This is a genomic window from Streptomyces sp. NPDC107517 (genome assembly GCF_055582645.1).
The window spans coordinates 12902-35177 of record NZ_JBVJPM010000041.1 but is presented as its reverse complement, the minus strand read 5'-3'; the positions used below and the strand labels follow the sequence as shown (position 1 = coordinate 35177).

Annotated in this window: 26 protein-coding genes and 2 pseudogenes; 10 read left to right on the top strand and 18 right to left on the bottom strand. The window is 68.4% G+C overall.

The window, feature by feature from the left end:
- Positions 1 to 27: 27 nt before the first annotated feature.
- Entirely contained in the window at positions 28 to 459 is a 432-nt protein-coding gene (locus ACZ67T_RS42050; RefSeq protein ID WP_469991818.1) for a hypothetical protein, read from the bottom strand.
- 736 nt (positions 460 to 1195) lie between these two features.
- Between ACZ67T_RS42050 and ACZ67T_RS42045 the strand changes: the two genes are divergently transcribed.
- Positions 1196 to 1690, top strand: coding sequence for a hypothetical protein (locus ACZ67T_RS42045; RefSeq protein ID WP_469991817.1), 495 nt, complete (start codon positions 1196 to 1198; stop codon positions 1688 to 1690).
- Positions 1691 to 1830: 140 nt separating this feature from the next.
- On the opposite strand, the gene ACZ67T_RS42040 is transcribed toward ACZ67T_RS42045, so the two are convergent.
- The 5 genes from ACZ67T_RS42040 to ACZ67T_RS42020 all read right to left on the bottom strand — a co-directional run bounded on the left by ACZ67T_RS42040 (position 1831) and on the right by ACZ67T_RS42020 (position 6006).
- Positions 1831 to 2229 (bottom strand): hypothetical protein, encoded by a 399-nt coding sequence (locus tag ACZ67T_RS42040; protein WP_469991815.1) that lies wholly within the window; start codon positions 2227 to 2229, stop codon positions 1831 to 1833.
- 280 nt (positions 2230 to 2509) lie between these two features.
- Positions 2510 to 3196, bottom strand: a complete 687-nt coding sequence (locus ACZ67T_RS42035; protein ID WP_469991814.1) for a hypothetical protein — start codon at positions 3194 to 3196, stop codon at positions 2510 to 2512.
- The gene (locus ACZ67T_RS42030; protein WP_469991812.1) at positions 3187 to 3381 is read right to left on the bottom strand and encodes a hypothetical protein; all 195 of its coding nucleotides are present in this window, start codon (positions 3379 to 3381) and stop codon (positions 3187 to 3189) included. Before ACZ67T_RS42030 ends, ACZ67T_RS42035 begins: the two co-directional genes overlap by 10 nt.
- 429 nt (positions 3382 to 3810) lie before the next feature.
- Positions 3811 to 4971, bottom strand: a complete 1161-nt coding sequence (locus ACZ67T_RS42025) for a zinc-dependent alcohol dehydrogenase family protein (RefSeq protein ID WP_469991810.1) — start codon at positions 4969 to 4971, stop codon at positions 3811 to 3813.
- 396 nt (positions 4972 to 5367) lie between these two features.
- A complete protein-coding gene (locus ACZ67T_RS42020; protein ID WP_469991808.1) occupies positions 5368 to 6006 on the bottom strand; it encodes a TetR/AcrR family transcriptional regulator in 639 nt (212 codons plus the stop codon).
- A gap of 69 nt (positions 6007 to 6075) precedes the next feature.
- On the opposite strand from ACZ67T_RS42020, the gene ACZ67T_RS42015 reads away from it, so the two are divergent.
- Both ACZ67T_RS42015 and ACZ67T_RS42010 read left to right on the top strand, forming a co-directional pair.
- Positions 6076 to 7671, top strand: coding sequence for an FAD-binding oxidoreductase (locus ACZ67T_RS42015; RefSeq protein ID WP_469991806.1), 1596 nt, complete (start codon positions 6076 to 6078; stop codon positions 7669 to 7671).
- A 119-nt stretch (positions 7672 to 7790) separates the two neighbouring features.
- Positions 7791 to 8044: pseudogene (locus ACZ67T_RS42010) on the top strand (transposase); the annotation flags it as partial.
- Between the two features lie 201 nt (positions 8045 to 8245).
- Here the strand turns inward: ACZ67T_RS42010 and ACZ67T_RS42005 are convergent.
- Positions 8246 to 8416, bottom strand: coding sequence for a hypothetical protein (locus tag ACZ67T_RS42005; protein ID WP_469991838.1), 171 nt, complete (start codon positions 8414 to 8416; stop codon positions 8246 to 8248).
- Positions 8417 to 8637: 221 nt separating this feature from the next.
- Between ACZ67T_RS42005 and ACZ67T_RS42000 the strand changes: the two are divergent.
- Positions 8638 to 9174, top strand: a pseudogene (locus ACZ67T_RS42000) (transposase); the annotation flags it as partial.
- Positions 9175 to 9226: 52 nt separating this feature from the next.
- Positions 9227 to 9364, top strand: coding sequence for a hypothetical protein (locus ACZ67T_RS41995; protein WP_469991837.1), 138 nt, complete (start codon positions 9227 to 9229; stop codon positions 9362 to 9364).
- A gap of 284 nt (positions 9365 to 9648) precedes the next feature.
- Here the strand turns inward: ACZ67T_RS41995 and ACZ67T_RS41990 are convergent, their stop codons facing one another.
- From ACZ67T_RS41990 to ACZ67T_RS41970, 5 genes are all read right to left on the bottom strand, one after another.
- Positions 9649 to 10071: a DUF6069 family protein gene (locus tag ACZ67T_RS41990; RefSeq protein ID WP_469991804.1), complete on the bottom strand. Its 423-nt coding sequence runs from the start codon at positions 10069 to 10071 to the stop codon at positions 9649 to 9651.
- Positions 10072 to 10209: 138 nt separating this feature from the next.
- A complete protein-coding gene (locus tag ACZ67T_RS41985; protein WP_469991802.1) occupies positions 10210 to 10332 on the bottom strand; it encodes a hypothetical protein in 123 nt (40 codons plus the stop codon).
- Between the two features lie 314 nt (positions 10333 to 10646).
- Entirely contained in the window at positions 10647 to 11465 is an 819-nt protein-coding gene (locus ACZ67T_RS41980; RefSeq protein WP_469991800.1) for an SDR family NAD(P)-dependent oxidoreductase, read from the bottom strand.
- 84 nt (positions 11466 to 11549) lie between these two features.
- A complete protein-coding gene (locus ACZ67T_RS41975; protein WP_469991798.1) occupies positions 11550 to 12215 on the bottom strand; it encodes an SDR family NAD(P)-dependent oxidoreductase in 666 nt (221 codons plus the stop codon).
- 120 nt (positions 12216 to 12335) lie between these two features.
- Positions 12336 to 12863 carry a MarR family winged helix-turn-helix transcriptional regulator gene (locus ACZ67T_RS41970; protein WP_469991797.1) on the bottom strand — a complete coding sequence of 176 codons (528 nt, stop codon included), beginning with the start codon at positions 12861 to 12863 and terminating at the stop codon, positions 12336 to 12338.
- A 116-nt stretch (positions 12864 to 12979) separates the two neighbouring features.
- Here ACZ67T_RS41970 and ACZ67T_RS41965 point away from each other — a divergent pair, with 116 nt between their 5' ends.
- The 3 genes from ACZ67T_RS41965 to ACZ67T_RS41955 all read left to right on the top strand — a co-directional run bounded on the left by ACZ67T_RS41965 (position 12980) and on the right by ACZ67T_RS41955 (position 15395).
- Positions 12980 to 13354: a DoxX family protein gene (locus ACZ67T_RS41965; protein ID WP_469991795.1), complete on the top strand. Its 375-nt coding sequence runs from the start codon at positions 12980 to 12982 to the stop codon at positions 13352 to 13354.
- A gap of 69 nt (positions 13355 to 13423) precedes the next feature.
- The gene (locus tag ACZ67T_RS41960) at positions 13424 to 14185 is read left to right on the top strand and encodes a dioxygenase family protein (RefSeq protein WP_469991794.1); all 762 of its coding nucleotides are present in this window, start codon (positions 13424 to 13426) and stop codon (positions 14183 to 14185) included.
- Between the two features lie 268 nt (positions 14186 to 14453).
- Positions 14454 to 15395 (top strand): SDR family NAD(P)-dependent oxidoreductase, encoded by a 942-nt coding sequence (locus tag ACZ67T_RS41955; protein ID WP_469991792.1) that lies wholly within the window; start codon positions 14454 to 14456, stop codon positions 15393 to 15395.
- Between the two features lie 995 nt (positions 15396 to 16390).
- Here the strand turns inward: ACZ67T_RS41955 and ACZ67T_RS41950 are convergent.
- Together ACZ67T_RS41950 and nthB are read right to left on the bottom strand one after the other, a co-directional pair.
- On the bottom strand, positions 16391 to 16867 hold the full coding sequence (locus ACZ67T_RS41950; protein ID WP_469991790.1) for a nitrile hydratase subunit alpha: 477 nt from the start codon (positions 16865 to 16867) through the stop codon (positions 16391 to 16393).
- Positions 16864 to 17529 (bottom strand): nitrile hydratase subunit beta, encoded by a 666-nt coding sequence (nthB, locus tag ACZ67T_RS41945; RefSeq protein ID WP_469991788.1) that lies wholly within the window; start codon positions 17527 to 17529, stop codon positions 16864 to 16866. Before nthB ends, ACZ67T_RS41950 begins: the two co-directional genes overlap by 4 nt.
- Before the next feature lie 272 nt (positions 17530 to 17801).
- Here nthB and ACZ67T_RS41940 point away from each other — a divergent pair, with 272 nt between their 5' ends.
- Positions 17802 to 18731, top strand: coding sequence for an NmrA family NAD(P)-binding protein (locus ACZ67T_RS41940; RefSeq protein ID WP_469991787.1), 930 nt, complete (start codon positions 17802 to 17804; stop codon positions 18729 to 18731).
- 271 nt (positions 18732 to 19002) lie between these two features.
- Here ACZ67T_RS41940 and ACZ67T_RS41935 read toward each other — a convergent pair whose 3' ends face one another.
- Complete coding sequence (locus tag ACZ67T_RS41935; RefSeq protein WP_469991785.1) at positions 19003 to 19974, bottom strand: SDR family NAD(P)-dependent oxidoreductase; 972 nt, start codon at positions 19972 to 19974, stop codon at positions 19003 to 19005.
- A 55-nt stretch (positions 19975 to 20029) separates the two neighbouring features.
- Here ACZ67T_RS41935 and ACZ67T_RS41930 point away from each other — a divergent pair, with 55 nt between their 5' ends.
- On the top strand, positions 20030 to 20452 hold the full coding sequence (locus tag ACZ67T_RS41930; RefSeq protein WP_469991783.1) for a MerR family transcriptional regulator: 423 nt from the start codon (positions 20030 to 20032) through the stop codon (positions 20450 to 20452).
- A gap of 114 nt (positions 20453 to 20566) precedes the next feature.
- Here ACZ67T_RS41930 and ACZ67T_RS41925 read toward each other — a convergent pair whose 3' ends face one another.
- The 3 genes from ACZ67T_RS41925 to ACZ67T_RS41915 all read right to left on the bottom strand — a co-directional run bounded on the left by ACZ67T_RS41925 (position 20567) and on the right by ACZ67T_RS41915 (position 22178).
- The gene (locus ACZ67T_RS41925; protein ID WP_469991782.1) at positions 20567 to 20938 is read right to left on the bottom strand and encodes a PhzF family phenazine biosynthesis protein; all 372 of its coding nucleotides are present in this window, start codon (positions 20936 to 20938) and stop codon (positions 20567 to 20569) included.
- Positions 20875 to 21258, bottom strand: a complete 384-nt coding sequence (locus ACZ67T_RS41920; RefSeq protein WP_469991780.1) for a PhzF family phenazine biosynthesis protein — start codon at positions 21256 to 21258, stop codon at positions 20875 to 20877. Before ACZ67T_RS41920 ends, ACZ67T_RS41925 begins: the two co-directional genes overlap by 64 nt.
- A gap of 527 nt (positions 21259 to 21785) precedes the next feature.
- A complete protein-coding gene (locus tag ACZ67T_RS41915) occupies positions 21786 to 22178 on the bottom strand; it encodes a hypothetical protein (RefSeq protein ID WP_469991779.1) in 393 nt (130 codons plus the stop codon).
- Between the last annotated feature and the right edge of the window lie 98 nt (positions 22179 to 22276).

Below are 22276 nucleotides of genomic sequence, written 5' to 3'. Positions count from 1 at the left end.
TGGCCAGGTGAGACTGAACGCGAGACCTCACGTGGAAAGGCGGAGGTCTCCAGCCCAACTGTCGCAACGAACCCGGCCGGAGGCGAAGGTTACCTCGATGGCGATGCGGCCGGTCTTGGGCTCGAATTCTTCCCTCACCGCCAGGACGTCTTCTCCAAGGTGGGCGGCGAACGGCGTCCGATCACCAACCGGAGCCACCTCGACGCGCCCCCAGCTGCCCATGTCGTACCCCTCGTGCGGGCTCGAAGGCTCAACGATCAGGCACCAGTCCGAGCCGGTCGTGACGTGTACGGAACTGCCTTGGCTGTCGACCAACCACACATCCAGAGGGTCTTCGACTTCCTCGCCTTCGCTCCGATGCCACGCGGCGAAGACTTCCTCAAGCCGATACCCGACCAGGGCCTCAGGCCGTGCGCCGGACCCGTGCAAGGGACACTGATTCACCTTCTCGGACTCCACTCGGCGACCGTATCGTCAGTCAACGTCCCAGGTCACACGCTTATACGGGACAGCCCTTAGTAGGGGTTCCGCTGGCCGAAGGCCCCCGTGCCCCACGCCACAGCGATCACGCACACCAAGAGCCCGGCGAGAAGGATCCAACCCAAGAAGACCCCGTTTAGCTTCCCGCGTTCGAAGGGATCGTCATCGTCGCGGCGACTCCTGTCGACTCCACTTTGATCCGTCATGACCCCCCTGCCACGGCCCCTACTCGGGCCCGACCGCACTACAACCGCGCGGCTGATGTCTGCCGTAGATGTCGAAGCCCTCCAGAACCTGTGGCCTGATCCTAATCACGTCGATCACCCCCTGAAAGCTGGAGTGATCCAACCCTGGCGACGGAATTCCGACCGCTGGGGAGCCGCGCTCGTCCGATCTTGTCCGCGGCGGTTGATGTCAGCCGTTGGTGTCAGGAGGAACGACGTGCTTGACACGCAGCTGCTCATAGGCGCGTAGCAATCGACTGCACGGGACCTTCCTGCTACAGGCTGGGCGGCTTGGTAGTCGCTGGCGAAGATGTGGCATTCCCACGGCGCGGTCGCCCTCTCAGCGATCCGACTGTGGCTGCGAGGGTGACCCATCGGACAGTACGTAGTAGGTTTCCTGCCCCGCCCGACTCCCGGGGGCCGGGCAGGACTGTCCGAGTGGACACGACGAAAGAACCGGCTCGGTGGCGAGGATCAGAAGAATCCCCAAGGTGGTGCTGGCCGTCGCAGGACAGGCAGGGCTGGTGGCTATGCAGGTGGTGTTGCTCCAAAATCACGCGGCCATGACTGGCCCGTGGCTGACACTCCTGATCCCGCTGGCTCCCACGCTGTTCGCCCAGTACATGATTTGGCGGCTGTACCTGAACCCTTACGTATCGTTCGGGCAGGACCGCTTCCGCGTGAACAACGTGTTCACGCACTACCTTGTCCCCTACCACTTGATCACGACGCTGGAGGGGCGGACTGCCCTCACCCTCGTCGTATCTGGGTACGGCCGCCTGCCGGTGGCCGCACTCGATGCCGCTCTGACGAAGGCCAAACGGGACGCCGTCGCGAAGGAGCTGCTGCGCCGCCGCGACGCCGCCGTGCCAAGGGCCGGACATGGCTTCGAGAAGCGCAGCACGATCGGGCTCCCGGAGTGGCTGGGACCCGTCACTTGCCTCGCGTTCTTCCTTGCGGGCGGCTTCGCGTCGGTCTTCGGATAGCGCGGTCCGCGTTCCAGGGGCACTACAGGCACCCCTAGGCGTGTTTTAGAAGGAACTCGCTCGTATCCCGGCCGAGTTGGCCATCGGCCGGGTGCACGCCCGCCGACGACCGCGGTGCCTGACCGAGACGCTCCAGACGATCAGACCACCAGTGATGCGTGCAGCGCACTGAATGCCTCATGTAGTGCGAACGTGGCGATCGGATCGATCTCCATCTGCAGATGACACATGTCGTCGTCGCCGTTGGGAGTCAGGCGCACGAAAAAGGCGAAACCGTCTCCTACGGGCTCCGTCTTCAACGTCAGCGGATTGTTCCGACCGGGAGTCACTGCCAACGAAAAGCGTCCACCCGACGGCGCCCGCAGGTGAAACAGCATCCGCTCCGTAAAGTCCACGACCTCGGCGGCGCTGAGATCCGCGGTGAAGTCAGCCCGCAGCCACGCGCACCAATCTGCGGTGACCTGCCAGCAGTCGCCACCCGTCCGAGCCAGTTCCAGCCACACATCATCGCTGCCGAGGCGTATCCGCGGCTCTTCCATCGTCGCCTCCGACATCCGTGCCTGGGCTCAAGATCCTATGCGGGACGGATCTCCACTCCGTCACCGGAAGCCGTCGCACGTCATCCGCCCTCCCAACAGCCCGGCGAACTTTCGCGGTCAGAGCACTAGCCCCCACACCCCCGCCTGCGCGTTTGGCCCGGTGTCGCAAGTGTGAATCGCGCCGGGGCACAAGCGAAGAGGCCCCGGACCAATCATGGTCCGGGGCCTCACGTGGCACGCCTGCGAGCGGCGGGCACCGCGGCAGGCTCTCTTTGCTGGGTCAGCCGGCGCAGTTCGGGACGGGGATGTCGCCGCCCGTGCAGTTGGTGGGGAGGTTACCCCTGACTCGGGAAGCGGTCAGAGTGACGGAGCCACCGCTGTTGAGGATGCCGCCGGGGGCGAGGGCGGCCGTGTTGTTGTTGACGTTGCTGGCCGTGATGTTCGTGGTGCCGCCGCCGACGTTGGCGATGCCTCCGGCTCGCATCCCAAGGGCGTGGTTCCTGGTGACGTCAGTGCTGACGATTCGCAGCATGCCGTCGTTGGCCAAGCCACCTCCGACACCGCTGGTGGCCGTATTGTCGGTGATGCGGCCGTTGACGATGGTCATGCCTCCGTCGTTGGCGACGCCGCCGCCGTTCACGTTGGCGGTGTTGCCCGCGATGGAGCTGTTCACGATCCGGGTGACGGTCCCCGAACCGCCGCCGATTCCACCCGAGAAGTTGGCGTGGTTGCCGCGGATGTCGCTGCCGGTCACGGTCAGTTTGCCGTGGTTCGCGATGCCGCCGCCGAAGTCGAGCGCGTCGCCATTGGTGATGGTGGTGTTCGTGAGCGTGAGGTTCCCAACGGTATCGACGGAGAGAATACTGAAGACGCCTGCCCCGTCATCACGGGTGATGGTGGTGTTCCGGCCGACGATGGTGATCGTCGACTGGATGGGCGGCAACGCCGTGGGAGCGATTAGATACATCCCCGTGCCAGCTCCAGGGTTCCGCCCCCTGACATGTTGGCGTTACCGATGGCCATGGACAGGGCATTCGCACCGCACGGGACGACCGTCTGCGCCGATGCGGGAGTGGCCGAAGCGACGACCTTCGCGAGGGCGGCAACACACAGTGCCTGCGCGGCGAGTACCGACGGCTTACGGGTGAACATGGGCAGGTGGCTCCTTCGGAAGTCCGGGATCCGCGGGGTGCTCCCCGCACCGAAAATCGGCGACGCCGTATCTCGGGGAGCGGTGTTGATGGTGCCCCGTCGACGCGCGGCGGTTACGGGATGGAAAAGGACTTCCCCTCGGACGGTGTAGCCGCTTCCGTCCGACGGCCGACAGGAGGCATCCGGGACTCAGCCGTACAGCTCAACCCGTCACCCCCTCCTGTGACCTCCGCCGACGCCGGTCCCTCCGAAGAAGGCACGCTGAGCACACAGGTAGGCCGCTGACCTACAGGGGCACGACCCGGGGTCATGGCCACGAGGCGCGCCCCCAGCACCCACCAGCTCCTCAACGCTCGCCACAATGGGCCCGCGGCCGGGCCGCGGGCGTCGACAGTCTCGCCCCGCCCCCACCACCGGCCGGGCCGCGCCCTACCTGTCGTCTTCGTCCCGGCCATCCTCGAAGACAAAGAGCGGTTTGGCGCCATGTGCGGGTGCTTCAGCGAGTGCGATGGCTTCACTGAAGCGTTCGAGAGGGAACGGCTCGCCTTGGGGGATGCTCAGCACTTCATCAGCGACGAGACTGCGGACCTGGGACAGCGCGTGCAGCGCATCCTCAGATGAGGCAGTGCCGAACCAGCGGTTCAGCCAGAAGCCACGCACCGCTTTGGTCTCGTAGATTACCGAGCGTGCCTGCAGCGGGATCGTCAGCGCCGCCGGATCAGTCTGCCGATGGGTGGAGAGCGCGCCGTAGACCACGACCTCTCCTCCGGGAGCCAGTGCCTGGGATACCTGGGCGCCTACGGGACCCGCGACACAGTCGGTGGCCTTGCGAACGCCGGCCGGTCCTGCAATCTCGGCCACACGCTGCAACAGGTCCTCGTCCTCGGTGCAGATGACCTCGTCACCACCAAACGCTGTGATCTCCTCAACGGCACCACGTCGCCGCACGACATTGATCGTGCGAATACCCAGATGCCTGCACAACTGGATGACGAGTCGTCCGACGGTGGAGCCCGCGGCCGTCTGCAACAACCATTCACCGCGCTGTACGTCCAGTTCGCGAGTCACGAGGAGCAGCGCGGTCAACGGATTGACGGCGAGTTGACAGGCGGTGGAGTCGCTCAGACGGTCGGGGACCGGCAGGAGCCTTCGTGTATCGGCAACAAGGTATTCCTGCCAAGTTCCGGCCACATGGGGCCCGGGTACCGCCGGTACGGCAGCGACCACCACACGCTCGCCGACCTCTAGTCCCTCCGTCGCCGGACTCAGGGCCTCAATACGGCCCACGCATTCCATGTGACCCCCGACAGCGGGAAACTCGGGGGAGAAACCGTAGCGGCCGCGCACCACGTGCAGATCACTGGCGTGGATCGGAGTCGCCTTCACACGGATCAACGCCTGACCAGCTTCCGGCGTGGGAACAGGCCGGGATTCCAGCCGCAGGACATCGGTAGGCTCGCCGACCTTTCCGGCTACGAGCGCGCGCATGGATTGAGGCATGAGTGACCTTTCGTCTCTCAGCGCCCGACAAACTCGGCAGGTGTTTCGGGCAAAGGCCATGCCGATGCCGGCATCCTCGTCTGCGTCCAAGCTCCGGACCCTCCCTTTTCAAGGGAAGCGGCCCGTGCGCAAAGTGTCATCGACGTCGGGCCCCTCTAAGCCTTTACCAGCACGCTCAGCATGATCACGTAAGCGTTCTGGTTCCGACGGCCTCCTGAAGTCTGCGATCAGGACAGGTCGCCGCAGCCCGCGACTCTGATTCAGATTTTGAATCCGCCATTTCACGCTACGCCCGGCGCCGGAAAGATTCCCGGCGGCGGATGATGCAGCGTGGCGCGATTGCCTGCTGCTCCTCACCAGCCGACCGTCCACGAACGTGCACAACAAGTAGCAGCGATCGAATGCAATGCGGAAAGGTCGGTCAGGCGGGGAGGTCCAATGAAATTCCTCTGACAGACCCGGCCTCGAGGAGGTGCCCGATCCAGATCACGTGTGATCGTCGTCGGCGGCGAAGGTGGCGCGGCTGGCCGTGGCGAGCCGAGCGCAGCGCCGGGTCATGGCTTCGGGTGTCTGGTCGGGGTGGTTGATCCACCAGCGGATGAGGGCGGTGCACAGGCCGCGCCAGGCGTACTTGAGGGCGTCGGCGTCGAGGGGGTCGCCGGATCCGGCCGTGTGGAGGAGTTCGGCGGTGCCGGTGGCGGCGAGGTCGTCGATGGCGTCGCGGTAGTACGCGGCGCGGTGGGCGGCGTCACTGCCGGGCGGCAGCGAGGGGTCGTAGAGGACGAACCAAGCCTCGCGCCGGCCGTCGAGGGCGTCGAAGAGGGCGCGCAGCACGCGCAGGGGCGTGGGCGGTGCGCTGGTGCCGTGTTCGGCCATGGCGCTGCGGATGGCGTCCAGCAGCCGGTCGCCAACCGGATTGAGGCAGGCGAGGTAGAGGTCCTGCTTGCTGCCGAAGTACTGGTGCAGCAGCGGTTTGGTGACGCCGACGCGGGCGGCGATGGCGGCCACGGTGGTGGCCTCGTAGCCGCGGCGGCCGAACTCCTCAGTGGCCGCGGCCAGGACCTGCCGTTCGCGATCGGCCCTCGGCACGCCCTTAGTGCCTGCCCGGGAGGAGAGCGTTGTCATGGAACCAGATCTTACCCTAAGGTAATTTACCGTTGGGTAAATTCATCCGATCCCGCCTGGGAGCACCCCATGCCTGCCACCACGCCCGTCCCCCGTACCCGCTCCTGGTGGGGCTGGGGCTACGCCGACGCCCACCCCGACGACACCGAGAACGCCGCGATGGCGGCCCTGCTGCCGGGCACCCTGGCTCGCCCGCTGCCCATACCCCAGGTCGCCGACCTGTCCATCGCCCGCCCCGGCGCGACTCCGCCGCCGTCCCTGGCGCACCTGGTCACCGCCGATCCCGAAGCACGTGCCGCCCACGCGATGGGCAAGGCCTACCGCGACGTCGCCCGGGCGCTGCGCGGCCGGCCCGGCCGGATCCCCGACCTGGTCGCCCGTCCGACCGGCGACCAAGAAGTGGCCGACCTGCTGGACTGGGCCGCCGAGCACAACGTCGCCGTCATCCCCTTCGGCGGCGGCTCCTCAGTGGTCGGCGGCGTGGAGTACCGCGGCGATGCCCACCGCGCCGTACTGTCGCTGGACCTGACGGCGATGAACCGTGTCCTGGAGATCGACACCGTCAGCCGCTCGGCCCGGATCCAGGCCGGGGCCCTCGGCCCCGTCCTGGAGGACCAGCTGCGGCCCCACGGCCTGACCCTGCGCCACTTCCCACAGAGCTTCGAGTTCTCCACCCTGGGCGGCTGGCTGGCCACCCGCGCCGGCGGCCACTACGCCACTGGCCACACCCACATCGACGACTTCGTGCAGTCCCTGCGAGTGGTCACCCCCGCCGGCGTGAGCACCTCCTGGCGCCTGCCCGCGTCCGGCGCCGGACCCTCACCCGATCGGCTCTTCCTCGGCTCCGAGGGCACGCTCGGCGTCATCACCGAGGCGTGGATGCGCCTGCAGGAGCGCCCCCGGTTCAAGGCTTCGACGTCCGTGCCCTTCGCCAACTTCCACCGCGCCCTGGACGCCGTTCGGGCCATCGCCCAGTCCGACCTCACCCCGGCCAATTGCCGCCTGCTCGACCCCGGCGAGGCGCTGCTGTCGGGCGCATCCACCGACGGCTCCACCGTCCTGGTCCTGGGCTTCGAGTCCGCCACCGGCCCCGTCGACGACTGCCTAGCCGCCGCCGTGGACCTGGCCCGCGCCCACGGCGGACACGGCGAGACGCCCGCGGCGGACCGTGACGCCCCGGCCGACGCGGCCGTGAGCTCCTGGCGCAAGGCGTTCCTTCGCATGCCCTACCTGCGCGATGGCCTGGCCCGCATGGGCGCCGTCGTCGAAACCTTCGAGACCGCCGCCACCTGGGACCGGATCCCGGCCCTGATCGACGCCGTCCGCACCGAGGTCGGCGCCGCCGCTCTAAAGGCCACCGGACACACCGCAGCCATCAACTGCCGCCTCACCCATGTCTACCCCGACGGCGCAGCCCCCTACTTCACCGTCGCCGTCGCCGGCCGCCCCGGCGACGAGGTCCAGATCTGGGACGACATCAAGACCGTGGCGAACGAGGTCCTGCACCGCCACCACGCCACCATCACCCACCACCACGCCGTCGGCCGCGACCACCGCCCCGCCTACGACCGCCAGCGTCCGGAGCCCTTCGCCCTGGCCCTGCACGCCGCCAAGGACGCCCTCGACCCCCACCGCATCCTCAACCCCGGCGTCCTGATCGACTGACAAGACAGTCACCCGGGCGAGGGCTGTGGTCAGCAGTGCATCGCCCTCGCCCTCGGCCTTCTCCTGGTCATCGCCCTCGGTCCAGGTGTCGAACGGACCGGGCTGGCCATGGACTTCACCCCTTGCTGCGGTTCGACACCGAGATCCGCCGCATCGTCTGCACGACGAACGCGATTGAGTCGGTGAACGCCGGCATCCGCCGGGCAGTCAAGGCCCGCAGACATTGCCCCAGCGAGCAAACCGCGTTGAAGCGCATCTACATGGCCCTGATGAGCCTGGATCCGATCCGACCGGCAAGGGCCGACGCCGCGGGACGATGCAATGGAAGGCACCATTGAACGCCTTCCAGATCACCTTCGATGGCCGACTCACCCCAACCACCAACCACCAACCTCAACAGCCAGAATCAGCCTTCAACTTGACACACCCCCGCCTGACGGCAGGTCTTCAGACGATGATTGCCGCACGGCACGGTCACCGACACCCGAGCACGCTAATCACCGCCCGGCCTGGGACGAGGCCGGACGGTGATCGCGCCAGAATCTCGTCACTGGCTCTGGCGGGACAGGCTGGCCTACCCGGCGCCTTCCGGCGGCTCACCGCGGCCAATTGTCATTGACCAGCGCACCGTTGATGGTGCTAAGACCGAGACCGTGCCCTTCTTCTCCACTCCGGTAACGCCGACCTGGTTGTAGGTGGTGGTGACTTCACCATCGACACACGTCAGCGGAAAGCCGACCTTCACCGGATTCAGGGAGACCTTGATCTCCCCCTTTCCCTGGCATCGCACGGCAACGATGAGGTCTTGCCCCTTCTGGCCCTTTCGGTACTCGAGGGTCCGCCCTCCACGAGTCCCGCCTTTGACGGCCGGCGACAGTTTCGGTCCCGTCCAACTCGGGCGGGGACTTCACCGACTCCGGGTCTGTACGGTGAGTGATGTAACTCCCGTTCAGAGAGCGACAGTTGATGACTGGCGTGACGAGTGACACCGAGACCGGCAACGCCGCCACGGAGCCTTCCGAGGCCGTCGACGAGGCCCTGCTGACTGAGCTGATGGAGCGGGCCCGGGCCGGCGGGGTAAGCCTGACCGGCGAGGGCGGGCTGCTCCAGCAGCTGACCAAGCGGGTGCTGGAGTCGGCACTGGAAGGCGAGCTCACCGCCCATCTGGGCCATGAAGCGGGCGAGCGGCCGGAGGGCGGCCGGGAGAACTACCGCAACGGCCGCCGCACGAAGACGGTGTCGACGGAGGTCGGGCCGGTGGACATCGAGGTGCCCCGGGACCGAGCGGGCAGCTTCGAGCCGCAGTTGGTCAAGAAGCGGCAGAAGCGGCCTGGTGGGGTCGACGAAGTGGTGCTCTCACTCTCGGCGAAGGGCCTCACCCATGGTGAGATCTCCGCGCACCTGGCCGAGGTCTACGGCACCGCGGTGTCGAAGTCGACGATCTCCACGATCACCGACAGCGTGCTCGCCGGCATGGTCGAGTGGCAGAACCGTCCCCTGGACACGGCTTGAGTTCTATCGGTGATTGCGAACGCCCCGGAAGGAGAGCGTTCGGATGCCGAAGCATGCCCCCAACAAGTTGCCGACCGCGGTGAAGAAGAAGTACTTCGAGCTGCTGCGCGAGGGATACAGAGAAGCTCAGCAGCCAGCTCCCGAACAGACCCTGTGTTCCTGGCACGCCGAGGAGTGCTGACGGGCGGTGCCGGAGGACACGATGCGACTTCACCACCGTTCATCGTGGCGGCGCGCCTCACCGCAAGTCAGCGCCGTGACCAGCACCCGTGCCACCCACCGCGCTCAACCGGCCAACTATGGCGCCCAATGGCCAGATAGGCCGCTCAGTCACTGTGACTGAGCGGCCTATCTGGCAGCGCTCGCCAAGTAGAGTGCTCGGCTATTGATCGACCTGATCAGTTCAGGAGGCAGGATCGTTCGTCATCGATGCCGCCTGCCCCCGCACCCACAGCTCGGCATCGGTCAGCCGGCGGCAGTGAGGGGCATGACCCTTCGGTACACGGGCACGGCGATGACCGCGACCGCGACGTGCATGACAAGGAGCGCGACCACGCCCATCGCTCCGCCGTCGCCGAACAGGAAGAGGTCAGGCACGAAAGACAGCACGACTACGGCCGGAACAAGCTTGCGCAGCAGCATCTCCGGGCTCCTGGACGTCTTGCGCACCACGGCCCAGCCGATGGCGCCAAAGATCACGCCTAGGGCAGTCAGGAAGATGTATGACCCGGGGTCGAGGGGGCCGAAGCTGTCAGGCTTGTCGGCGAGGGCTCGTGCGGTCAGGGCGAGAACGGCGTTGACCACGCTGGCGGCGACGATCGCGGCGAGCACGCCGCCCATGGCGGTCAGAGGTCTGCGTCGGGCAGGTGTGCAGGACAGGGACGTCATGAGGGCTCTCAGTTTCTGTTTGACGGGATTCACAGAGCACCGGATCAGCGGAGGCTGGCGCGGCGGCCGCATGCAGGCCGCGTCCCGGGACAACGGCGCACGGCCGGCGCGATGGACGCACCGTGTTTCGGTTCTCGCTCAGCAGGCGTGCGGGCCAAAGCGGCCCGAGGCAACGAAGGCGCCGAGCGTCAGCAGGACGACGTTGATGGTGATCATCTGGAACTCTCTGCGGCGGCCGTGCATGACGGCCTTGCCGATCATCAGTGCGATCAGGCCAGGGGCGGCGGCCGGGGCGAGGATCCTCGCGACGCCGACAAGCCAAGTCCCGAGGCAGCCAACTACTGCGGTATACGGCTGAGCTTCATCGTCCCGGCCATCAGGAACACGGCCGGCAGATGCGGGAGTGGGAATCAGTACGGGCCGAACTCCCAACGCCTCGGGGAGTTTCAGGTGGTGATGGCTCACCGTCCACGGCGGTCGACCGAGCAGGGAGACGCGTGGCAATAGCCGGTGGGGCCGCTGTAGCGATCCCTATGGCGTCATGTATGGCGGGCGGCGTGTTCGTTCGTGCGGCGTCAGGCGCCGGTGAGGGTGCGGGAGACCTTCATGACGTGTTCGGTGGTGGCGGCGTCGAGGGCGATGGGGGTGCGCTGCTCGAAGCGGCCGGGCTTGCCCCAATAGGTGGGTGCCTGCCAGTCGTCACGCAGGGTGGATTCCACGGGGTTGTGGGCGGCCTTCTCGATGGAGTCGAAGATGAGCGGTCCGAGGATCTTGGAGCCGATGCGCATCGAAGCGGGAGCGGCGCGCATGATGTCGGTCTTGGGCATGCCGGCGTTGACCACGGCTGCGGCCAGGCCGTTTTCGGTGCGGGCGAGGTGGGCGGCGTAGTGGTGGTTGCCGAGCTGGACCGGCTTTCGGTCGCGGCTGAAGTTGAACGACTCGAACGTCGGGAAGCGGGCGAAGTCGGCGCCTTCGGTGGGCTGGACGGCTGCGGTCATCATGACCACGTGCGGCTGTGGACTGCGGCGCAGGGCGGGCAGAAGGAGTTGGGTGAGGTGGTAGCGGCTGAGGTAGTTGATCGCGAAGAAGGGGTGCAGACCGTCCGGGGTACGGCTCTCTTCGGTGGTCAGGACGCCGGTGGTGTGCAGGACGGCGTCGAGCTGGTCGTGCGTGTCGAGTATCCGGCCGGCGGCTTCGCGGACGCCGTCGTGGGTGGACAGATCGGCGGCGAGAAACGAGGCCCGCTCGGCCGGCGCGCCGAGGGAGGTCAGAGTGGCTTCGCCCTTGGCCTGGCTACGGCCGAGCAGAATCACACGGTGGCCGCGGGCGAGGATGTCGTGTGCGGCCTGGCGGCCGATGCCGCTGTTGCCGCCGGCGATGAGGATGGTCTTCATGGCACTGCTCCGAGGGGAGAGGTGTGGGCGGCCGTCGGCCCGTTGACGGGCGCCGGTGGCCGCTCAGGGGCGGGTGTGGTGCGGTCAGGCGCCGATGAGGTGTTCGGCGGCCCGGCGCTCGGTGTGCAGGGTCCAGTAGTCGAGAGCGATCTCGTCGGGCGCGCGGTGCGGGACGCCTTCGGGGGCCTGGGCGCCGACCATGAGGTTGATGGCGATGTTGGCCACGTAAATGCCCTGATCGCCAAGGGTGTTGTGGAGGTTGAGGGCCCAGTTGCGCTGTCCGGCCTGCGCGATGTTGGCATCGGAGAGCATCGGGTACGGGTTGATGGCCCCGCCGCCAGTGGTGAACAGCAGGGTGCCGGAGCCGGCCTCGAGCATGCCGGGCAGCACGGCCTGCACGGCGGCGACGGCACCGTACAGGAGGCTGTCGATCTGCGGGCGCAGCTTGTCCAGGGTGACGTCCTTGGGCGAGGTCATGGTCAGTCCCGCGTGCGGGGAGAACTCCAGGACGTCGATCTTCCCGAACCGCGCGATCGCGCTCTCCAGCGCGCCGGTGAGCTGGGCGGGGTCGGCGACGTCGGCGCGGAAGCCCTCGGCGGTGATCCCGTCCTCGGCGAGCTCGGCAACCAGGGCGTCGAGCTTGTCCTTCGTACGGGAGATCAGGGCGACGTCGAAGCCGTGGCCGCCGAAGACCTTGGCGACGGACAGGCCGAGGCCCGGGCCGGCTCCGACAATGGCGATCGTGGACATGGGAGTACTCCTCAGTGGGTGGGGTGAGCTGATCCCGGCCGACAGACCGGGGTAGTGGGCGGTGCCGCGGGGTTCAGTCCCGGCCAGGCGCCTCGGTGGCGCCGGGCGGTGGCGCGGGGTTCAGTCCCGGCCGGGCGCCTCGGTGGCGCCGGGCGGCGCCCAACTGGTGGGGCACGGCGCCTCGAGGGCGCCGAGGATGCGCTGCGATACGGCGCCGAGCTGGCGCTGCTGCGTCTTGGTCAACGGGTCGAAGACCAGACGTCGCACGGCATCGACATGATGGGGGGCCGCTTCGGTGACCTTTGCCATGCCGTCGTCGGTGAGGGTCGCCAGGGTGGCGCGCCCGTCAGCAGGGTCCGGCCGGCGCTGCACCCAGCCGCGCTTCTCCAGGCGGATGATCACGTTGGACAGGCGGGAGAGTGTGCTGCCGGCGTACTGGGCGAGCTCGCTCATCCGCAGCGTGCGCTCCGGCGCCATCGACAGGGCGGACAGCACCACGTACTCGAAGTGGGCGATTCCCGCGTCGTGCTGCATGCGCGACTCGAGGGCGGCGGGCAGCTGGGTCAGCACGTACGCGAAGGCGTACCACTGCTGCTGCTCATCGGGGGCGAGCCAGCGTGGCTCCATGCTGTCCGGTGCGTCTTCCATGCCTTCAACGTACTCCAAGCGTGAAGCAAATGCCACTCCAGTCAGTTTCAGCTTGAAGTGAATCTGCGGTACGGTCACTCCATGCTTGAAGTTCTTGATAGGAGCGGAGAGGACAAATGAACATCTTCTTGTGGGTCGCCGCAGGCCTGCTGGCGGCCGTGTTTGCGCTGGCCGGGGTGATGAAACTGAGCCGTACGCCGCAGCAGCTGGCTGCCTCAGGGCTCGGTTGGGCCGAGGACTTTGGCGCCGGGCCGGTCAAGGCCATCGGCGCGGTCGAGGTCCTCGCCGCGCTCGGCCTGGTCCTGCCGCCGCTCGTCGGCGTCGCGGAGATCCTGACGCCTGCGGCCGCCGCGGGGCTTGTGGCACTGATGGTTGGCGCGGCCGTCACGCACGGCCGCCGCGGAGAGTTCCAGATGATCGCCGTCAATGCCGTCCTGCTGGCACTCGCCGTCGTCGTCGCCTGGGGCCGTTTCGGCCCGCACGCCTTCTGACACCGCAGGCCCGCCGCGCACGCGGGTCACGAACCCCGCCCCCCATCCCGAACCGAAGAAGGAAGCGCCATGTCCCCCGAGGAAAAGTCCAGCATCATCACGGCCGGCGACCAGGTCGCCGCGCTCCAGGCCATCCTGGCCGCCCACGCAGTCCCGCCGGAGGACGTCCTCAGCGGCGCCGACGCCGCGCGCGAGCCCGACGCGAGCAGCGCGTCCCCGCAGACGACCGAGGGCCCCTACTACGTGGCCGCCGACGACGCCCGTCGGCGCGCCGATATCGCGGACGGCCGGCCCGGCATCCCGCTGCGCCTGCGCATGAACGTACGCGACGCCGAGCAGGGCACACCGGTCGACGGAGCCGTGGTCGACGTGTGGCACTGCGACGCACTGGGCTACTACTCCGGGCACCTCGCCCACGACCCCGACACCCTGCCGACCATCGACAACGAGACCGGCCACGTCCCTCCGTCCGACGACTCACGCTTCCTGCGCGGTACGCAGAGCACCGGCGCCGATGGGGTTGCGGAGTTCGGCACCATCTACCCCGGCTGGTACTTCACCCGCAGCATCCACATCCACGTCAAGGTCCTCGTCGACGACCGGGAGGTGTATACAGGACAGCTGTACCTGCCCGAGGAGTACAACCAGGCCATCGAGGCCTTCGAGCCCTACAAGCAGCACACCACCCTGGAGCGGCTCCCCAACAAGGACGACCTCGTCTACCGCATGGCCGGCGGCGAGAACCTGCTCCTGAAAGTCCAGCCGGTCGACCCCGGCAGCCTTGAGCGTGGCTTCACCGCGTCGTTCACCCTGAGCGTCGCCCGCGGCTGATCGCCTACGCCGCCGGGGAAAGCCTCGCCGCCCCGGACATCCGGGTCGAGGCGGCGGAGCGCCTCTCCGCCGAGCGTGCCGCGCAACGAGGGCGATCCCGTCCACCGCGCCGACGGCGGAAAGCAGCCGGTGGTCACCATGCAGCCCATTGATCCGGGCTGATCGGGGGTCGCCCTCACCACCGACCCCCTTCGCGCCATCACACCCACGGCCAGACGAGCCACTCACCCTCGGCCCTCGTACCTCGTACCGATTGGAACCCGAATCCATGACCCCACGGATCACGACCCCGTTCACGGCCCAGTCCACCGCCGCCGAGGTGCTCTCCGGTGTCGACCTCTCCGGACGCCGCATCGTCGTCACCGGCGCGACCTCGGGCATAGGCCGGGAAACCGCACGCGCACTGGCCGCCGCAGGGGCCGACGTCACCCTGGCTGTACGTGACATCGCCGCAGGGGACAGCACTGCCCAGGACATCACCGCCGCGACCGGCAGCAAGAGCGTCCACGTCGCAGCGCTCGACCTCGCCGACCAGGACTCCGTCGCCGTATTCGTCGCCGACTGGACCGGGCCGCTCCACGCGCTGATCAACAACGCCGGCGTGATGGGTCCCCCGCTGACCCGCACCCGCGAGGGCTGGGAACTGCACTTCGCCACCAACCACTACGGCCACTTCGCCCTGGCCACCGGCCTGCACCCTGCCCTGGCCGCGGCCGGCGGCGCCCGCGTGGTGTCCGTCAGCTCCTCACAGCACCGGAATTCGCCCGTCGTCTTCGACGACCTCCACTTCGAGCGCCGCCCCTACGATCCGCAGTCGGCGTACGGGCAGTCCAAGACCGCCAATTCCCTGTTCGCGGTCGAGGCCGCCCGCCGCTGGGCCGCCGACGACATCACCGTCAACGCGGTCATGCCCGGAGTCGTCCGCAGCAACCTGATGCGCCACGTCGACCCCGTCCTGCTCGCCCGGTACGCCGAAAGTGGCGCCCCACAACTGCCGTGGAAGACGGCCGAACAGGGCGCGGCGACCTCGGTCCTCGCCGCCGCCTCACCCCTCCTCTCCAGCGTCACCGGCCGCTACCTCGAGGACTGCAACGAGGCCGAGCCCCTCCACCCCGACAACCACCACGGCGGCGTCGCCGACTACGCCCTGGATCCGGAGGCCGCCGCCCACCTGTGGGACGTCTCTACGCGGGCCGTCGGTCGGCAGTAGGTGAACGTCGGATCCGCTACGGAGCAATCTTGGCTCCGCAGCGGATCCTCGGGATTCCCGGTCGAACTTTGCAGCATGGCTGCGGGTGCGTCCGCCTCGGGCAGCTCCTGCGTGAGGTGCTTCAGGATCACCACCGGACTCGAAGGGATGGCGTCCAGTCAGCCGCTCCGGCCGCAGCGAACATCGGCGCGACGACTCGGCGCCAAGCCGACGACATCACACGAGGGGCGCTCACCGGCTTGACTCCGGTTGGACGCGTCGGCCGCCAGGCACGCCGAAGTTTCAGGAACCGGACTCCGTCCCGGCGGCATAAGCGCGGAGCAGAGCGGTCACAGCGTGCACGCTGCCGTCCTCATCTTTGCTCCCCGTCAGGGGGCTGCCTCTCCGCACGTGTGATCTCCAGGTACGTGGGATTCGACGCCTGGGAATCAACGGGGTGGTCGAGGCCGGAGACGTACGGTTACCGGCGGTAAACAAATTCGCCTGGACATCCTCAGCCTTCGCAGCGAGGACGATCTGCCGCGCCGCGGTGAGCGGGATCTGGTGTCGCGCGTCGATGGGCAGCGTGCCGTCGCTCCCGTATCGCCGGGTAATCGCACCTGCGAAAATTGCGATCTTTTCGGGCTACGCGAGCATCGCTCGAGTTCGGCTTCGGGCACTCAGGCCAAAGCCGCCTCCCGCGAGACACTGCCCTCGGATGTGCGCCGACGCGTACCGGGGTCGGCGTCGGTGTGCAGGAACAGCGGAGTCAGCACCGTGCCGGCGAGGTAACGCGGGCGGTGGCGTCGTGGAGGGACACCGGCGGTTGCTCCGTTCGGCGGTATTGCAGTTACGGGCTGTGCGTTGGCGCGTTGAACTTGCATGAGCAGAAGTCGCAGGTTGCGGGAGCTTTCAGGCCCGGCGGCGTTCGACCAACTGCAGGCACAGTTGGCCCGTGCTGCCGCCGGAATGGCGAGGGGCAAGCCACCCCGCGGGAAGGCCGTTGAGGGGGCTGTTCACCCTCCGGGCGCAGAGCCGGATGACAGCCCCGGTGAGGCGGCGCCGCCCGGCTCGGGCTGAACCGCTCCTGGATCGGGCTCGTCGCGCAGGCAGGTATCGCGGCCTTCACCGAGCCTGGTCGCGGCGAGCAGGTCGGGAACCACAGGGCCGCCCACCACGGACCCACCGCGTACGGGCCGACCAGCGGCCTCGCGACCTGGATTACCTCGACGGCGCGATTGGGCTGGGAGACCGACCGCTCGCGGCTTCCGGTGCGTTGCCTTCTTCGCCGACCGGACGCCGGGTGCCGTCCACCACCCCGCCCTGGCGACCGCCTTCGCGCCGTTGAGCGGTCCGATGTTGGTCTCATAGGTGGTGATGAGCCCGTTCATCGCCTTGGGATCGATCAGGCCCCGCTCGGTGAGCAACTGCTCGAGCGCCTCGGTGCGCAGCGCCGGGGGAAGGCGCTCGGCCGATCCGGCGGTGGTAGTCATGAGGGGGTCTCCAGGTAGCTCTCGAACATGTCCACCGTGAGCTCGAAGGGCTCGGCGTCGGCGCCCCACATGTCATGAGAGTCGAAGCGCACCGAGTAGACGTACTGTGGGTTCTCGCCCAGGAAGTGCGCGTTGGAGTCCGGCAGCACGCCGGCGGGCTGAATGATGTCGACGACGCCGACCCGCCCTCGCACATAGCGCGGCAGCCTGGCGTGTCCGGCCGGCGACATGTCCCTGGCACGCACGCGCTCGCCGACGGCGAAGGCCGGCGCGGTGTCGAGGCAGCGCAGTGTGCCGTCGGCGGTCGGCGCGTAGTCGGGCTTGGCCGGCTCCGGGACCGGGGGCTCCTCCACGTGCTCGCCGCGGAGGTTGCGGGCGCGGGCGTCGACCGCACCAGGTGCCAGGACGGCGCTGTCGAGAAGTCTCAGCTCTCCGGCGTTGAGCCAGCGCCCGTAGTAGCCGTCGTCGATGTAGTGCGCCCGGTCCAGGCGCTCCAGCGCGTGCCGGAAGGAGTCCAGGTTTCCCCCGGACGCCCTGTTCGAGAGGATCGCGAGCGCGAATGCCCGGCCTTCCCAGGGCTCTGAGAAAACAGGCTCATCTTGTCTCGGCGGATGCACGGAGCCCCAGCCTGGGGCTCCTCCCATGCCGGCAATACCGTCCATGGCCGGACCTCATATTTGCCAGCAATAGCGGGCATAGCCAGATGAATTATTGTATTCGGGTGACGTCTCTGGCGTCACACTCTGGTCCATCCGCTGGTCGCGGCGCTGCCGCGGAGGTGCCGGGCTCATGGCCCCGCGTGCCAGGGAGAGACGGCGGACGAGGGAATGGACCAGCGGTCGGGGCTGCGGACGCATGCCGATCGCCTGACCTCCGCCGGGGCCGGACGTCACCCCGGTTTGCGCCCTGGTCGTACGGGCCGCAGGCTGCCCCCATGGACTCCAGTCCGGAAGCAGGCATGCGGCCCATCCTGGTGACCGGCGCTGCGGGCAGCGTCGGTGCCGTCGGCAGAACCGTGGTCCAAGGGCTGCGGCGCCGGGGCTTCCAGGTGCGCGCTCTGGTGCGCCAGGATGACGACCGTGCCCAGGCGCTGCGCGCCACGGGTGCCGAAGTCGTGGTCGGAGATCTGACGCATGCCCGTGACGTCGCCGACGCCCTCGACGGCTGCGGCCGGATGTATTTCGGCATGGCCGTGTCGGCCCAGTATCTGCTGGCCGCCGTGACCACAGCGGCCGTCGCGCGTGCCTACGGACGCCTGGAGGCGGTCGTCAACATGTCGCAGCTGACCGTCTCCGAGATGGACGCCACCAGCGGCTCCGACTCGCATCAGCATCGTCAGCAGTGGCTGGTCGAGCAGGTTCTCGGCTGGTCAGGCCTGCCCGTGGTCCAGGTCAGGCCCACCGTCTTCATGGAGAACCCGCTCTTCCAGACCGTGTTTGCCTCGATCGCCAAGGACGGCGTGATCAGATGGCCCTTCGGCGAGGCGAGAACCTCCCCGATCGCGGCCGGTGACGTTGCCGCGGTCGTCGAGGAGATTCTGGCCGATCCGGCCGGGCGCATCGGCCGGACCTATGAGCTGACCGGTCCCCGATCACAGGACGTCGCCGCTCTGGCCGCGGACATTTCCGATGCTCTTCACCGCACGGTCGGCTACACCGACGTCCCGTTGCAGGAATGGCTCGACAATGATCTCGCGGCGCTGGGACTGCCGGCCCATGTGCTCCAGCACATCTCCACCATGGCTCGCCTGCACGTGGCCGGGCGCTATGACCGCCAGGCAGAGGGCATGGAGGAGATCACCGGGCGGTCCGCCGAAGGAGTATCCGGGTTCGTCCGCAAGAACCCCGAGCTGTTCTCTCGCTGACGCCGACAGCCGCCGTGAGGAACCACGCACCACGCTGCGACGGCCGCGCCCAGCCGTATCCGAGGACGAGGCGGCGCTCACCGTGCGCAGCACGACCATCACCGTACTCACAGGAGCGGTCGCGTTGCGGTGCGGCATACCTAGATCCCTCCGCCCCAAACGGCGGATTGCCGGGCAGGTTGACTCGGCGCAGCCGTGACGAGCCCAAGAGCGGCCCGTGCCGCGTTGCCTGCCGCTGCGGCAGGCAACGCGGCATCTGCATGGCGCGTATTCATCGGGTGATCGGCGTGGCGCCGGTCACGGCGACAGACAGGCCCCAGAGCCGGGCGGCCTCCTCGGGGTCGATGGCGTAGGCGCGGACGCCGCCGTCATCCATGGGGGTGCCGGGGGCGGAAACGCGGGCGACATCGCAGTCCTCCAGGTAGAGCCCGCCTCGGCCGTCGAGGAGCGGTGACGTAGCGGCCCACAGGCCGGTGGCTGCCCCCTGGGAGGGGGTCTTGAAGTCTGCGCCGACCACGTTGCCGCGCTCGTCCACCCACCCGCGGTCGATCTGCTCCTGGAGCGTCATCTCCCGCTGGAGACCGGTGATGATCTTGCCGGGGTGGAGGGTGAACGCCCGGACGCCGTCGCCTTGCCCGAGGGCATCGAGGTGCACGGTGAACAGGGCGTTGGCGGTCTTGGCCTGGCCGTAGGCCAGCCACTGGTCGTAGCCGGTGCGGAAGTGCGGATCGTGCCAACGGATGCCGGTCAGGGTGTGTCCGGCGGAGCTGTTCACCACGACGCGCGCGCCGCCTGCGGCGGCCAGGAGCGGGTAGAGCCCGCAGGCGAGGGCGAAGTGTCCGAAGTGGTTGGCGGTGAGCTGGCCTTCCCAGCCGGGCCCAACGCGTCGTTCCGGGGTGGCCATGATGCCGGCGACGGCCATCATGAGGTCGAGCCGGTCGATACGGTCGCTGATGTGCGCGGAGGCTGAGTGAACGCTGTCGAGGTCGGCCAGGTCCATGGGGACGACCTCGCTGCCCCTCACCTCCTGGAGAGCGGCACGGGCGACGTGGGGGCGGCGGGCGGGAACGATGACCCGGGCCCCGGCAGCCGCCAGAGCCCGGGTGGTTTCCAGGCCGAGCCCGGAGTAGCCCCCGGTCACCACAGCGGTCATGCCGGAAAGGTCATGGCCGGCCACGATGTCCTCTGCGGTGGTGGCAGCGGAGAAGGGCGAGCCGAGCGGCTGCTGATCAGTAACAGTCATGCCGTGGACGCTACGATCTAGAGCAAGGTCTAGATCAAGTCCAGGGGTGAGCGGCATGACGACCACCGAGGCGGCCGTGCCGTCGCTGAGCATCGGCGAGGTGGCCGAGCGGACCGGACTGAGCGTGCACGCCCTGCGCTTCTACGAGCGCGAGGGCCTGCTCGTCGGCCCGGTCCAGCGCACGTCGGGCGGACGACGGCGCTACACATCCTTCGATGTCGACTGGCTGCTGATCTGCGTCAAGCTCCGCGAATCCGGTATGCCGCTCGCCGACCTCAAGCACTTCGCCGAGCTGGTACGCCACGGATCGGGCAACGAGGCGGAACGCCTGCGCCTGCTCGACGCCCATCGGCAGCGCGTCGACGCGCAGATCCAGGCACTGGAGGAGTGCCGTTCCGTCATCGCTTGGAAGGTCGGCGTCTACGCCGAGCACCTCGCGCGCGGCGAAGCCGGCGGGCTCTGGGACCCGACAGCCTGAGGCAAGCGCGGACAGCCGCGTCGTGTCTCCTGTTCCAGCAAGCGCTCCGCGCTCAAGCGTCTGCCTTGCCGAAACCGTCAGCAACGTCCTGTCCCGCAACATCTAGTCGTCGCCTCAGTGTCCGTCGCGGACCATCGCTAACCCGCCGACCCGGGTCGTGATGCCCGCCGGCCCGCGTCGGGCCGAAGCAAGCACGCTGGCCGGTCGACCGAGAGTGTCGCCCTGCTCCATCTCGATCGCGACCGTCTGCGCACCTGTCGTGTCGAGCAGGTGAGCGGCCAGGCAGCCGGTGCTGTTGGCGTTGGCGACATCCTCGTCGACACCGATCGCCGGCGCGAACATCCGCGCCGCACCCGGTCGGTCGCCCACCGGCGGTACGTACACGAAACAGCCGAGGAGCCCGAACCGCTGGCACGCCGCTGTCAGTCTGCCGAGATAGGGGTGGACTCGGAGCAGCGCCGACCGGTCGTGGACCGGTACCAGCATGCGTGGTGCGCCGGGCGTGGCGATCCGTGGCGCCCGCCGGTGTGTTGGCGGTCGTTCAGCTCGCCCAGCGCGGTGCGGGTCAACCGGACGGCCTGCGCGGCAACGGTGCCGTGGCCGCAGCCGGACAGTTCGGCGGTGGCGGTGAAGAACCGGACCGGCCAGCCACCGTCCGATGTCCGCCGCGGGCCGAGGAACGCCGCGTGCGAGGTGCCGGCCGCAGCAGCGACCGCACGCCGGTCCGCGTCCGTCGTCGTCGGTGACAGCCGTGGGGCTACCGCCCCGGCCGTCGCGCCGCACGCACGCATCAACCACCGTGACATCCGACCAGGACATCGGCCCACCTTTGACGCTCAACGAATCGGCAACCGCGAACGGCGTCCGCCGATGGCCGGACCTGGCCGCCACGGCCGACCGAACGCGTCCCGGAGCGGACCAACCTGCCTCAGCCGGTGCCGTCCTGCACCGGATAGTGGATGATGACCGCACCGCCCGTGGCGTAGTCGGCGACATCGGCGGCCACCCACTGGCCTTGCGGCGACGCCCGCGCCGCGGCCATGGCGGCGGCGTCAGCGAAGTCGCCTTCGAAGACCGCGTCGCACCGATCGCCGCTCCAACGACGGCCGCGATTCCCGCGTCCATGACATGGCCGTACAACGCACCCACCAAGCGTTGCACCAGAGGACATCCGCGGTGCAGTCGGGGCCAGCCGGCCGCTCTCAGCCCTTGCGCGAAGGGCGCTCAAGGCCGAGCCGACGAAGATCAGCCGCGTGCACCCCGTCTGATCTGTGTGGACGCCCCCGGGCCGCGCCTCGTCACCCGTCCCGTCCACATGTCGCCCAAGAAGCCCTCATGAAAGGACCGTTCCTAGTCGCCTGCGACGCTCGGACAGCACACGCCTGAGGTGCACGACAGTCGTTACGACGGTCGCGATCAGCGACCCTGCGACGATGACGGCCAGACAGGCGAGCGTGGGATTCATCCAGCCTGGAATGAGGTCGTACGAGTCGTTGCACATATTGTGCAGGGGGAAGGGGCCGGACGGCTGCTGCCCATACTCCCGGCTGTACTCTCCGTCGAAGGGCTGGCCCTCCCCGAGGATGCACGTCTCTTCCATATCAAGGCCGCCGGAGAACGCCCCCCACAGCCAGATGGGGACCAGCACTATGCCCGCCACGATCGAAGAGCCGAACCAGAAGCCCGGGTTCCACCAAAGACGGTCCTTGCCGACGACCTTGCTCACCTTGCTCTCCCCCCATCGATAGCGGGTGTGGTTACAGACCCTGGGCTCAGACTTCTCCGAGCTCCTCGAGGTGAGCCGCTTTACACGTGCGTCGATCA

Bases quoted from the DNA above. Each gene is read 5' to 3' on its own strand.
- ACZ67T_RS41960 (WP_469991794.1), top strand. From the start codon at position 13,424: ATGTCCCCCGAGGAAAAGTCCAGCATCATCACGGCCGGCGACCAGGTC.
- ACZ67T_RS41950 (WP_469991790.1), bottom strand. From the start codon at position 16,867: ATGACTACCACCGCCGGATCGGCCGAGCGCCTTCCCCCGGCGCTGCGC.
- ACZ67T_RS41995 (WP_469991837.1), top strand. From the start codon at position 9,227: ATGCCGAAGCATGCCCCCAACAAGTTGCCGACCGCGGTGAAGAAGAAG.
- ACZ67T_RS42020 (WP_469991808.1), bottom strand. From the start codon at position 6,006: ATGACAACGCTCTCCTCCCGGGCAGGCACTAAGGGCGTGCCGAGGGCC.
- ACZ67T_RS41965 (WP_469991795.1), top strand. From the start codon at position 12,980: ATGAACATCTTCTTGTGGGTCGCCGCAGGCCTGCTGGCGGCCGTGTTT.
- ACZ67T_RS41970 (WP_469991797.1), bottom strand. From the start codon at position 12,863: ATGGAAGACGCACCGGACAGCATGGAGCCACGCTGGCTCGCCCCCGAT.
- ACZ67T_RS41975 (WP_469991798.1), bottom strand. From the start codon at position 12,215: ATGTCCACGATCGCCATTGTCGGAGCCGGCCCGGGCCTCGGCCTGTCC.
- ACZ67T_RS42015 (WP_469991806.1), top strand. From the start codon at position 6,076: ATGCCTGCCACCACGCCCGTCCCCCGTACCCGCTCCTGGTGGGGCTGG.
- ACZ67T_RS41990 (WP_469991804.1), bottom strand. From the start codon at position 10,071: ATGACGTCCCTGTCCTGCACACCTGCCCGACGCAGACCTCTGACCGCC.
- nthB (WP_469991788.1), bottom strand. From the start codon at position 17,529: ATGGACGGTATTGCCGGCATGGGAGGAGCCCCAGGCTGGGGCTCCGTG.
- ACZ67T_RS42030 (WP_469991812.1), bottom strand. From the start codon at position 3,381: ATGTTCACCCGTAAGCCGTCGGTACTCGCCGCGCAGGCACTGTGTGTT.
- ACZ67T_RS41930 (WP_469991783.1), top strand. From the start codon at position 20,030: ATGACGACCACCGAGGCGGCCGTGCCGTCGCTGAGCATCGGCGAGGTG.
- ACZ67T_RS42035 (WP_469991814.1), bottom strand. From the start codon at position 3,196: ATGTATCTAATCGCTCCCACGGCGTTGCCGCCCATCCAGTCGACGATC.
- ACZ67T_RS41920 (WP_469991780.1), bottom strand. From the start codon at position 21,258: ATGTCACGGTGGTTGATGCGTGCGTGCGGCGCGACGGCCGGGGCGGTA.
- ACZ67T_RS41925 (WP_469991782.1), bottom strand. From the start codon at position 20,938: ATGCTGGTACCGGTCCACGACCGGTCGGCGCTGCTCCGAGTCCACCCC.
- ACZ67T_RS42040 (WP_469991815.1), bottom strand. From the start codon at position 2,229: ATGGAAGAGCCGCGGATACGCCTCGGCAGCGATGATGTGTGGCTGGAA.
- ACZ67T_RS41980 (WP_469991800.1), bottom strand. From the start codon at position 11,465: ATGAAGACCATCCTCATCGCCGGCGGCAACAGCGGCATCGGCCGCCAG.
- ACZ67T_RS41935 (WP_469991785.1), bottom strand. From the start codon at position 19,974: ATGACTGTTACTGATCAGCAGCCGCTCGGCTCGCCCTTCTCCGCTGCC.
- ACZ67T_RS41955 (WP_469991792.1), top strand. From the start codon at position 14,454: ATGACCCCACGGATCACGACCCCGTTCACGGCCCAGTCCACCGCCGCC.
- ACZ67T_RS41940 (WP_469991787.1), top strand. From the start codon at position 17,802: ATGGACTCCAGTCCGGAAGCAGGCATGCGGCCCATCCTGGTGACCGGC.
- ACZ67T_RS41985 (WP_469991802.1), bottom strand. From the start codon at position 10,332: ATGATCGGCAAGGCCGTCATGCACGGCCGCCGCAGAGAGTTCCAGATG.